This window comes from Streptomyces sp. WM6386 (assembly GCF_000972385.1).
In the GTDB taxonomy this organism is placed as follows: Bacteria; Actinomycetota; Actinomycetes; order Streptomycetales; family Streptomycetaceae; genus Streptomyces.
This window is the reverse complement of sequence record NZ_JXTE01000005.1, coordinates 75,277-85,689: the sequence shown is the minus strand read 5'-3', so window position 1 is coordinate 85,689 and position 10,413 is coordinate 75,277. Positions and strand designations below refer to the sequence as shown.

The window sequence follows — 10,413 nt, the reverse complement described above, 5'->3', positions numbered from 1 at the left end:
CTGGCCAGCAACGTGGGCGGGCGTGCGGACGTACCGAGGGCTCAGGTCCGGACATCCCGAGAACCTTGGGCACCGGCATAGACCTGCCCACCAGTTGCACCCGCTCACACGTCCCCGTCGGTGTCACCGCCCCGACTCCGCACCGCCCTCTTCCGCGTGCGGTTCACCCGCGCGGCCAGCGGCCTCGCGCCTCCCGCCGCCGACGCACGAGGACGGGAACCGTTCACTCCGGGTCCCTGCCCGCCGGCGTCCGCGGCGTCACCGGATCGCGTCCTGCGTCGGCGTCCGGTAGCCGGTGGGGCGCAGGATGCAGGTCCGTCCACGTCGTCCGCGTCCAGGCCCTCCGGACTTCCGGAGTCCGGCTGTTCCCTGTCCCCCCGTTCCGCGCGCAGACAGCGGCGGATCGACTCCGGGTCCAGGCCCTCGTTGCAGGCCTGGTGCAGCAACCGCGCGAAGAGGTAGTCGGGGTCCGCGCCGAGCGCCATGGCCAAGGCCTCCCTGGCCTCCAGGTCGTCGCCGGTGGACCAGGCGACCCACCCGGCAAGGGTGAGCGGTGCGGCGGCGTGTTCGCCGTACGGGCCGACACAGCGCCGGGCCAGTGCCCGCCACAGCCGGAGTGCGAGGACGGCCTCGTCGCCCTCCATCCACTCGGCCGCGCGGTCGCGAGTGGTGCGGTCCTGCAGACCGAGAATGAGCGTGGCGGCCTCGTCGTGGTCGAGCAATTGATCGTCGCGGAGATCCTCCGTGAGCGTGCCGGACACGGCCGGAGCCAGCGCGTAACGCTGCATGAGCTGCCTCGCCAGCTGCAGCGTCTCCTCTGCCACGCCCGTACGGCTCGCGCCGTCGAGGATCCTCGGGACGATCGCCATACTGCCCGTGTCCAGGGCGATCTCCTGAGCCAGGGCGGAAGCATTTTCCCAGGGCAGCAGCCTGCCCCGCAACTCCCTGAGGGTGCCGCGCACCTGGAGCCCGGCGTAGGTGGCGGCTGCCGCCAGGACGGACGTACCGGGCAGGCCCATCGCCTCCCCCTCGGGCGGGCAGCATTCCTCGCTTCCGCAGCAGTAGGACCAGAAGCGGCCGTCCGAAATGCACAGCGCCTCGATCACCGGTACGTCGAGGAGGCCGCACTCGACGCGCAGCTTCTGGGCGAGGCCCCTCAGGCGCTCCATCACCTGCCTGCCGGACTCGCCCTTCCCGGGCTCCTGACAGAGGTAGGCGACCATCTGCTCGGGCCGGGCTCCCCTGCGTTCACTGCCGGTGACCAGCCCGTGGGCCAGCTGTCGCGCCACGGCGGGCCAGTCGTCGGCGCTGCCGGGGATGCCGAGCCGGGCCCGGCCCCCGAAGCGGCCCCGTCCGCCCCTGTCATGGAGGGCGACCAGGACGATGCTGTCCTCGGGGCGGTATCCGAGCAGATACGGCAGGGCGTCGGCCAGTTCGGCCGGGGTGCGCAGCGTCACCTGATGCTCGGCGCCGTGGCCGTCGTACGTGGTGCAGTCGAGGTGGCCCATGGGCGTCGCATGCCCGCCCTGCGCACCGTGGGGTGCGCGCGGCTCCTGTCCCGCCGCGTCGCCGTTTTCGGGGGATCCAGTCGTTTCGCTGTGGTTCGTCATGCGCAGACAATCTCGCGGATCATGAAGTTCCGCTTCGCCCTGTGGATAACCCCGACCAGGGACACGTCAATTCGGTCTCGACCGCGACACCCCGTCCACAGGCGCCTCCACCCAGCACCCCCGCCCCGAGCCGTCCGGGCCCGGATTGTCAGTGGCGTCCTGTTGTATGGACGCATGGAGCACACGAGCAACGCCGATCTCCGAGTGGCCGCCGACGCGGTTCTCGCCCGTCTCGTCGGGGACCCCACGGGCACGGCCAGGCTGCGGGAGGACCAGTGGCGGGCGATCGAGGCGCTGGTGGCCGACGGACGGCGGGCCCTCGTCGTACAACGCACGGGCTGGGGCAAGTCCGCGGTGTACTTCGTGGCGACGTCGCTGCTGCGCTCCCGGGGCAGCGGCCCCACCGTGATCGTCTCGCCGCTTCTCGCGCTGATGCGCAACCAGGTCGACGCCGCGGCCCGCGCCGGCATCCACGCACGGACCATCAACTCCTCCAACACAGAGGAGTGGGACACGGTCCAAGCAGAGATCGCGGCCGGCGAGGTCGACGTCCTGCTCGTCAGCCCCGAGCGGCTGAACAACCCTGACTTCCGCGACCAGGTGTTGCCCAAGCTGGCCGCCGCGACCGGACTCCTCGTGGTGGACGAGGCCCACTGCATCTCCGACTGGGGCCACGACTTCCGCCCGGACTACCGGCGGCTGCGCACCATGCTCGCCGACCTCCCGCCCGGCGTCCCCGTGCTGGCGACGACCGCCACCGCCAACGCGCGCGTGACCGCCGACGTGGCCGAGCAGCTCGGCACCGGGGCCACCTCGGACGCCCTGGTCCTGCGCGGCCCGCTGGACCGCGAGAGCCTGAGTCTGGCCGTCCTGCCGCTACCGGATGCCGCGCACCGGATGGCCTGGCTGGCCGACCACCTGGACCAACTGCCGGGCTCCGGCATCATCTACACCCTCACCGTGGCCGCCGCCGAGGAGGTCACCGCCTTCCTCCGGCAACGGGGCCACACCGTCACCTCGTACACGGGCAAGACGGAGAACGCCGACCGTCAGCAGGCCGAGGACGACCTGCTGGCCAACCGGGTCAAGGCCCTGGTCGCCACCTCCGCCCTGGGCATGGGCTTCGACAAGCCCGATCTCGGCTTCGTGGTCCACCTGGGCTCGCCCTCCTCCCCCATCGCCTATTACCAGCAGGTGGGCCGCGCCGGACGCGGCGTCGAACACGCCGAGGTGCTCCTCCTGCCGGGCAAGGAGGACGAGGCGATCTGGGAGTACTTCGCCTCTCTCGCCTTCCCCTCTGAGGACCTCGTGCGCCGCACGCTCGACGTCCTCACCCGCGCGACCGGACCGATGTCGCTGCCCGCGCTGGAGCCGCTGGTGGAGCTGCGCCGTTCCCGGCTGGAGACCATGCTCAAGGTCCTGGACGTGGACGGGGCGGTGCACCGGGTCAAGGGCGGCTGGGTCGCCACCGGGGAGCCGTGGGCCTACGACGCGGGGCGGTACGAATGGGTCGCCCGGCAGCGCAAGGCCGAACAGCAGGCGATGCGCGAGTACGCGTCCACGACGGGCTGCCGGATGGAGTTCCTGCAGCGCCAACTGGACGACGAGGGGGCCAAGCCGTGCGGACGCTGCGACAACTGCGCGGGCACGCGCTTCACCGCGGACACGTCGACGGCCGCACTGGACGCCGCACGCGTCGACCTGGGCCGGGCGGGTGTCGAGGTCGAGCCGCGCCGCATGTGGCCGACCGGGCTGCCGGCGATCGGTGTCGAGCTGAAGGGTCGCATTCCCGCAGGCGAACAGACCTCACCCGGACGGGCGTTGGGCCGCCTGTCGGACATCGGATGGGGAAACAGGCTACGACCGATGTTCGCCCCCCAGGCCCCGGACGGTCCGGTGCCCGACGACATCGCGAAGGCGGTCGTGGGCGTGCTGACCGACTGGGCCAGGGGCCCGGGCGGCTGGGCTCCGGGGACACCGGACGCCCAGTCACGGCCCGTCGGTGTCGTCACCATCCCCTCGCGCACCCGGCCTCAGCTGATCAACTCCCTCGGTGCGCGCATCGCGGAGGTCGGTCGACTGCCACTTCTGGGGTCGGTGGAGTACGCGGGCGAGGCGCCCCCGCTGTCCCGGAGCAACAGCGCCCAGCGCCTCAAGGCACTCGACGGAGCCCTCGTTGTGCCGGCCGCCCTGTCCGCCGCGCTGGCCGAAGCCGGGGGTCCCGTCCTCCTCGTGGACGACTTCACCGAGACGGGCTGGACCCTCGCGGTGGTCGCCCGGATGCTCCGGCGGGCCGGTGCGCAGGGGGTGTTGCCGCTGGTGCTGGCCGTACAGGGTTGATGACACCGCGTCGCGGAACCCGGCCTCCGGCGGCACACACCATCTGCCTGGTACCTCAGGAGTCCGCACCTCTCTGAGGTGCGCGGATGTCCCGGGCGTCACACGGCACTTCGCCGGGTAGGGATATAAACCACACACCGGCAGATTCCGGTCGGTGGCCCCAATTGCTCGTTGCCGCAACCAAGTTCGACAGGAAGAATTGAGGTCCGCTCCCCGCACGGCTCGCCCGTGGTCCGGTAGGGCTCTGCTGCGGCGTGCGTTCCCCCGAATCCGACCCCGCCCGCAGTGTGGGCGCGTAGCCGAAGGGAGGACCGTGACCTTCGGATTCGCTCCGTCCTCCGCGGCATCCACGTCGACGTCTGCCGACCTGTCCGCCGCATCCAACAACCCGCTGACCCGCATGCTCGAACCCGCGGAGTGGGCCGCAGCCGGAATTCCCCTGCTGCGCAACCCCCGGGAGGTCGTCAGCGGACTGCACTCCCGGCATCGCCCGAAGCCGGCGACCGCGATCGTGGCCGTGCTCGATCCGGACGAGCGGCTGTGCGCGAGTGCCTCGTTCACCCGACGCCCGGCCCCTGCCGACGGCTGGATGTTCCGCAACACGCTGCTCGCACAGCTGCGCCGGGTCATCCCGCACGACCTGCGGCGCCGCACTCCGGTGCGCACCGCCGTGCTGCTCTACTGCCGGGATGGCGACGCGCGTTGGACGCAAGAGGACGGCGCGTGGATGTGGGGCCTGCGGGACGCCTGCACGCTGCACGGGCTGCGCTGTGGCGCGTACATCACGCTGACCCGTGACGGCTGGCAGGTTCTCGGCGAGGGCCGCGGCGGCCGCCGGCCCAACTCCGACTCGATACCGGAGCCCTTCGCCCTCTCCCAGGCGCCGCCCGCGCTGCCCCGCACCGGCGGTGCCGCCTCGGAAGTCCTGCGCCGCGCGGCAGCCCGCTGAAGAACCACCGGAGCACCCCGACCGACCCTTGCGGATCAGAGGTCGGGGAACGCTCCGGTCCCGAGCCTATGGAGCGGTCCGGTTGAGCATGCCTACGGATCGCTCCGGTTCGCTTCGCGATCAGCCGCGCACGGCATACGGCTTCGAACGGCACGCGCCTTGGTACGGCGTACGACGGGCGGACGCGAGGAGCATCGGGCGGCGCGCCCAGCGATCGCCGGGCCCACCCCGATCCTGCGCTGCGGGCCGACGGCACAACTCCCCCACAGCCTCAGGGTGCACTCGAGCGAGGGCGGACGAGACGTGCGCGGACCATCCCCACGATCGTCCGCGCACGACAAAACCCCCGCTGCGCAGGTGCCGCCGAAGCGGCGCCTGCGTCACCCCGCGTCCCCGGGACGTGCGCGAACGGGCTCAGACGCCCGCGCCCAGCACCGAGTTGATCTGCTGCGGGTCGCCGCAGACGATCAGCAGGGCGCCGGCCCGGCCAAGCGCCAGGGGCAGAACGGTCGCGGCAGAGGAGTCGGGACCGCTGTTGACGGCGACCACGACCACGGGGCGTGTGGTGGCACGGCCCACTGCGGAGGCGTCGGCGTAGAAGACGTCGTCGCCAGCGTCGTGCTGGGCCCAGTAGGAGGCTTCGCCGAAGGTCAGCTCGTGGGTGGCCCACGGGTGCTGCTCGCCGGTGGTGATCACCAGCACCTCGCCGGGGGCACGACCTGAATCCAGCAGCAGGTCCACGGCTTCCTCGGCTGCGTCGAGCGCGCCTTCGGCGGAGGCCGGGATCAGCTGGATCTGCGGGGATGCCGGAGCGGGAGCGGCGGCGGTGTGGGCAGCCGGACCCGACGGTCCGGGCTTGGCGGCCACGTCATGCGGCGTGCGTTGCACCGGAGGCGAGGGCCGGAGGGGGCCGGGACGGCCGGGACGCGGATGCGCCGCGGGCCGGGGGCCGGGTACGGGACGGGGGGTCGGCGCGGTACGGCCACTGGCCGAAGTGGCGCGGGGACCCTGGGCACTCTCGTGAATCTGAGGCTCCTCGGGAGGGAGAGGCATGGCTGACTTCTATCAAACGTTGGTGCGACTCGCGTCGGCGGGTGGCACATAGGTACGAGCGGAACGGTCAGAAATCGAATCCGAGTTGGCCCTCGATCTCCGGAACGCGCCCGTCCGCCCAGCTGCGGGCCTTCTTGAGGTGCCGCCACTGGGGCAGCGCATCAAGATACGCCCACGACATCCGGTGGTACGGGGTGGGTCCCCGCTCCTCCAGCGCGGCCTTGTGCACGGGCGACGGATACCCGGCATTGTCCGCAAATCCGAAGTCTGCATGGTCGATACCCAGTTCGGCCATCATTTTGTCGCGCTGAACCTTGGCGATCACCGAGGCCGCCGCGACAGCCACGCACGACTGGTCACCCTTGATCACCATGCGGACCTTCCAGGGGACCCCGAGATAGTCGTGCTTGCCGTCGAGGATCACGGCGTCCGGCCGGACCGGCAGGACCTCCAGGGCCCGGACCGCCGCCAGTCGCAAAGCGGCCGTCATGCCCAGGGTGTCGATCTCCTCCGGGGAGGCGTGCCCGAGGGCGTACGACGTCACCCACTTTCGGAGCTCCACGTCGAGCGCGGTGCGCCGTTTGACGGTGAGCAGCTTGGAGTCGGTGAGGCCTTCGGGGGGGCGGCGCAGACCGGTGATCGCCGCGCAGACGGTGACGGGGCCGGCCCACGCGCCGCGCCCCACCTCGTCGACACCGGCAATGACCTTCGCTCCGGTCGTGGCACGGAGGGAGCGCTCAACAGTGTGTGTAGGTGGTTCGTACGGCATGGCGCCCTTAGCGTACGCCGCCTGGATCTCCCGGCGACACCCTGGTTTACCCGAGCCCTTTCACCCCCGGCCCGAGCCACGTTCAACCGTCACTCGTCCGCAGCAGGGGAACCATCAGCTGGTCGATCATCTCCTCGAGATCCCGATCATTCCATTCGCTTCCGCACATCTTTGATCGGTACATCATCATCGCCGGTATGGCATCGAAGACATAGCTGTTCGCCGCGTCGGAGCGGACCTCTTGTCGCTTGATTCCACGGGTGATGACCTCACGGAGCAACCTGATGGTCGGCTCGACGACCCCGTCGAAGATCACGCCATGAAAACGCTCCGCCTGGATGGGATCGCATTCGTGAATCACGGCACGGATCGCGAAGCCGGGGCGCGAGTACATCGCCTCACGCGCCTGCCGGCACAGCTCGAGGAGGTCCTCGCGCACGCCGCCAAGATCGGGAGCCGTCTCGATGATCGGCAGCGCGGCCTGCAGGGCATCGGCGACGAGGTCCTCCTTGGACGGCCAGCGCCGGTAGACCGCGGCCTTGCCGGTCTGGGCGCCGGCGGCGACGCCCTCCATCGTGAGGCCCTTCCAGCCGACCGTACTTAGCTGTTCCAGTGCGGCATCGAGGATCGCGCGTTCGAGCACGGCGCCGCGCCGACGGAGGGAGGCCGCCTGAACGGGGGCGGCCGTCCAGCGCGAGGTAACCATCTGAGTGACTCCAGCGAGCAGAGGAGGCGGGGATTCCGGGGATACGGGGACGGTGCGCGGCGACAACGGGGGATACGCCGCATGACGAGAACGTAAGTGAACGCTTGCGTTCACTATGAAGGACTCACTACGGTTGACGCGACAGTGAACGCGAGCGTTCACTAACGCACTTGTGGGGGACCCATAGTGACAACCTCTCAGTTGATCAAGGAACAGAAGCCAGGTGCGGCCCGCCGGGAAGGACACCCCGGCATCGCGCTCGCCGTCATCGCAGCCTGCCAACTCATGGTGGTCCTCGACGCGACGATTGTGAACATCGCCCTCCCGCACATTCAAGACGCTCTCAAGTTCAGCACCACCGACCTCACCTGGGTCGTCAGCGCGTACACACTCACCTTCGGCGGGCTGCTGCTCCTGGGCGGCCGAGCCGGTGACATCCTCGGCCGACGCCGGGTCTTCATGGCCGGCATCCTGCTGTTCACCTTCGCCTCGCTGCTCGGCGGACTCGCCCAGGAGCCCTGGCAGTTGCTGGCCGCGCGCGTCCTGCAGGGTGTCGGTGGCGCGATCGCGTCGCCCACCTCGCTGGCCCTCATCACCACCACGTTCCCCGAAGGCCCGGAACGGAACAGGGCGTTCGGAGTGTTCGCAGCGGTCTCCGCGGGCGGCGGCGCGATCGGCCTGCTCGCGGGCGGCATGCTCACCGAGTGGCTCGACTGGCGCTGGGTGCTCTTCGTCAATGTACCGATCGGTGTCCTGATCGCCGTCCTCACGCCGCTGTACATCAGCGAGTCCGAACGGCACACCGGCCGCTTCGACATCGCCGGCGCACTGACCTCGACTGCGGGCATGGCGTCCCTCGTCTACGGTTTCATCCGCGCCGCGGACCAGGGCTGGCGGGACAGTCTGGCCATCGGGTCGTTCGGCGCGGCGATCGTGCTGCTCGTCGCCTTCCTCTTCATCGAGACCCGGGCGAAGGAGCCGATCACACCGCTGAGGATGTTCGCCGACCGCAATCGCTCGGGCACGTACGTGATCATGCTGAGCCTGGCCGCGGCGATGTTCGGCATGTTCTTCTACATCGTGCTCTTCGTGCAGAACGTGCTGGGGTACACCCCGATCGAGGCAGGTCTCGCGTTCCTGCCTGTGACGGTCGTGATCGCCCTCGGAGCGGGCCTTTCCCAGCGGTTCCTGCCGGTGCTCGGACCCAAGCCGTTCATGATCGTCGGTTCGGCGCTCTCGATGGTCGGACTGTTCTGGCAGACCTTCATCAGCTCCGACAGTTCGTACGCCGGCGGGGTGCTCGGTCCAATGCTGGTCTTCGGTTTCGGCATGGGCCTGAACTTCGTCACGTTGACGATCACCGCCGTCTCCGGGGTCGCCCAGCACGAGGCGGGCGCGGCATCCGGACTGCTCAACGCCACGCAGCAGGTGGGCGGGTCGCTCGGGCTGTCCATCCTGACGACGGTGTTCGGCACGGCCAGCAAGAACGAGGCCGAGAAGCAACTGCCTCAGTTCATGGCCGACGCTTCGCCTGAGCAGAAGGCGGAGTTCGCCAAGACCCACGAGTTGCCCGCTCCCTGGGGACACGAAGTGCTCACCCAGGGCATCTCGACAGGGTTCGTCGCCGCGGCCTCGATGGCCGTACTCGCCCTGGCCACCGCCTGGTTGGTCATCCGGGTCCGCAAGAGCGACCTGGAGGCCCTCGCGGGCACGGCGGGCCCCGGAGTCGGCTGACTCCACCGGGCCCGCGCAGGGGCGCGGATGGCCGGACCTCGTCCAGTGAGCCGACGGCGAGGACGACGCTCCGGTCATCCGCACTCCGCACACGGGACGCGACGAGACGCAGGCGGCGCGCCGCCGTACGGCCCACGCCCCGGTCACGATGGCCACCGCGGCCTGGAGGACCGCGAGCCCGGCATGAACGACATGAACCGCATGATCACCCCCTGCGCCCCTCGTGTGTCACCTGCCTGCGCGCCCCCATGGCTCACACAGCGGATGTCACGACAACGAGCACACGGTCACGCAGAGTTCCCGACACGCACAGAGAGTTTAATGCAGGTGGATGCAGTGAGGCCTCAGACAGCGGCCGGCACCCACTCCGGCAGCGCCTCGGTGCGCTCCACCCATGCGGCAGGCGGTGTCCCCGCCTTGCCCCCGGCGATCACCCCGCCCACGATGGCGCAGGTCGTGTCCACGTCGCCGCCCACCTGAGCGGTCGACCAGAACGCCTCCTCGTAGTCCCCGAGGGACCGGGCTGCCGACCAGAGGGCGAAAGGCACCGTGTCATGAGCCGTCGTGCGCCGTCCGCAGCCCAGCACGGCCGCGACCGTCCCCGCGTCGCCGTAGTCGAGCATGTCGCGGGCGCGTCGCAGGCCCGCTCCGACGGCGCTCTTCGGGACGAGCGCGATGACTCCGTCGAGGAGGGCCTCAGGGCTGGGCGGTCCTCCGGGGGCCGCAGCCAACGAGGCCGCCGCGGCGACGGCCATGGCGCCCACCACCGCCTCGCGATGCTGATGCGTGGGGTAGGCGGAGATCTCAGCCTGGTGGACCGCCTGCTCCGGGTCGTCCGCGTACCAGGCTCCCAGGGGGGCGATCCGCATCGCGGCGCCGTTGCCCCAGGACCCCTGCCCGTTGAAGAGCGCGGCGGCGAGCTCACGCCAGTCGCCGCCCTCCCGGACCAGTCGCAGCAGACGGTTGACGGCGGGACCGTAGCCACGGTCGAAGTCGTGGTGGTGGGCGAAGGAGTGGGCCAGCGCGTCCTGATCGATCCGGTGGTGGGCGCCCAGGACGGCCACCACGGAGCAGGCCATCTCGGTGTCGTCCGTCCACTGCCAGGGCTCGGGCGGCAACTCTCGGCGCTTCAGCAGCGGATAGTTCACCGGCACGAAGAACTGTGAGCCCAGCGCGTCCCCGACCGCGAGTCCGCGCAGGCTGGACAGGGCGCGGTCCAGGCGCCCGTCGGAAGAGGAGTCAGCGGTCATCG

The 10,413-nt window shown here is 70.5% G+C and carries 8 protein-coding genes; 3 read left to right on the top strand and 5 right to left on the bottom strand.

Going from position 1 to position 10,413, the window contains the following annotated elements; genetic code table 11:
- Positions 1 to 104: 104 nt before the first annotated feature.
- Entirely contained in the window at positions 105 to 1,610 is a 1,506-nt protein-coding gene (locus tag TN53_RS04655) for a DUF4192 domain-containing protein (RefSeq protein ID WP_095046292.1), read from the bottom strand.
- A 174-nt stretch (positions 1,611 to 1,784) separates the two neighbouring features.
- Here TN53_RS04655 and TN53_RS04650 point away from each other — a divergent pair, with 174 nt between their 5' ends.
- Both TN53_RS04650 and TN53_RS04645 read left to right on the top strand, forming a co-directional pair.
- The gene (locus TN53_RS04650) at positions 1,785 to 3,950 is read left to right on the top strand and encodes a RecQ family ATP-dependent DNA helicase (protein ID WP_046257051.1); all 2,166 of its coding nucleotides are present in this window, start codon (positions 1,785 to 1,787) and stop codon (positions 3,948 to 3,950) included.
- 313 nt (positions 3,951 to 4,263) lie between these two features.
- The gene (locus TN53_RS04645) at positions 4,264 to 4,899 is read left to right on the top strand and encodes a hypothetical protein (protein WP_046257050.1); all 636 of its coding nucleotides are present in this window, start codon (positions 4,264 to 4,266) and stop codon (positions 4,897 to 4,899) included.
- Positions 4,900 to 5,313: 414 nt separating this feature from the next.
- On the opposite strand, the gene TN53_RS04640 is transcribed toward TN53_RS04645, so the two are convergent.
- From TN53_RS04640 to TN53_RS04630, 3 genes are all read right to left on the bottom strand, one after another.
- On the bottom strand, positions 5,314 to 5,952 hold the full coding sequence (locus TN53_RS04640) for a hypothetical protein (protein WP_095046291.1): 639 nt from the start codon (positions 5,950 to 5,952) through the stop codon (positions 5,314 to 5,316).
- A 67-nt stretch (positions 5,953 to 6,019) separates the two neighbouring features.
- Positions 6,020 to 6,721: a ribonuclease HII gene (locus tag TN53_RS04635; protein WP_046257048.1), complete on the bottom strand. Its 702-nt coding sequence runs from the start codon at positions 6,719 to 6,721 to the stop codon at positions 6,020 to 6,022.
- A gap of 82 nt (positions 6,722 to 6,803) precedes the next feature.
- Positions 6,804 to 7,427 carry a TetR/AcrR family transcriptional regulator gene (locus TN53_RS04630; protein WP_046257047.1) on the bottom strand — a complete coding sequence of 208 codons (624 nt, stop codon included), beginning with the start codon at positions 7,425 to 7,427 and terminating at the stop codon, positions 6,804 to 6,806.
- Between the two features lie 186 nt (positions 7,428 to 7,613).
- Between TN53_RS04630 and TN53_RS04625 the strand changes: the two genes are divergently transcribed.
- A complete protein-coding gene (locus TN53_RS04625; protein ID WP_046257046.1) occupies positions 7,614 to 9,161 on the top strand; it encodes an MFS transporter in 1,548 nt (515 codons plus the stop codon).
- Between the two features lie 344 nt (positions 9,162 to 9,505).
- On the opposite strand, the gene TN53_RS04620 is transcribed toward TN53_RS04625, so the two are convergent.
- Positions 9,506 to 10,411, bottom strand: coding sequence for an ADP-ribosylglycohydrolase family protein (locus TN53_RS04620; protein ID WP_046257045.1), 906 nt, complete (start codon positions 10,409 to 10,411; stop codon positions 9,506 to 9,508).
- Positions 10,412 to 10,413 lie beyond the last annotated feature (2 nt).

Bases quoted from the DNA above. Each gene is read 5' to 3' on its own strand.
- TN53_RS04630 (WP_046257047.1), bottom strand. From the start codon at position 7,427: ATGGTTACCTCGCGCTGGACGGCCGCCCCCGTTCAGGCGGCCTCCCTC.
- TN53_RS04650 (WP_046257051.1), top strand. From the start codon at position 1,785: ATGGAGCACACGAGCAACGCCGATCTCCGAGTGGCCGCCGACGCGGTT.
- TN53_RS04655 (WP_095046292.1), bottom strand. From the start codon at position 1,610: ATGACGAACCACAGCGAAACGACTGGATCCCCCGAAAACGGCGACGCG.
- TN53_RS04620 (WP_046257045.1), bottom strand. From the start codon at position 10,411: ATGACCGCTGACTCCTCTTCCGACGGGCGCCTGGACCGCGCCCTGTCC.
- TN53_RS04635 (WP_046257048.1), bottom strand. From the start codon at position 6,721: ATGCCGTACGAACCACCTACACACACTGTTGAGCGCTCCCTCCGTGCC.
- TN53_RS04640 (WP_095046291.1), bottom strand. From the start codon at position 5,952: ATGCCTCTCCCTCCCGAGGAGCCTCAGATTCACGAGAGTGCCCAGGGT.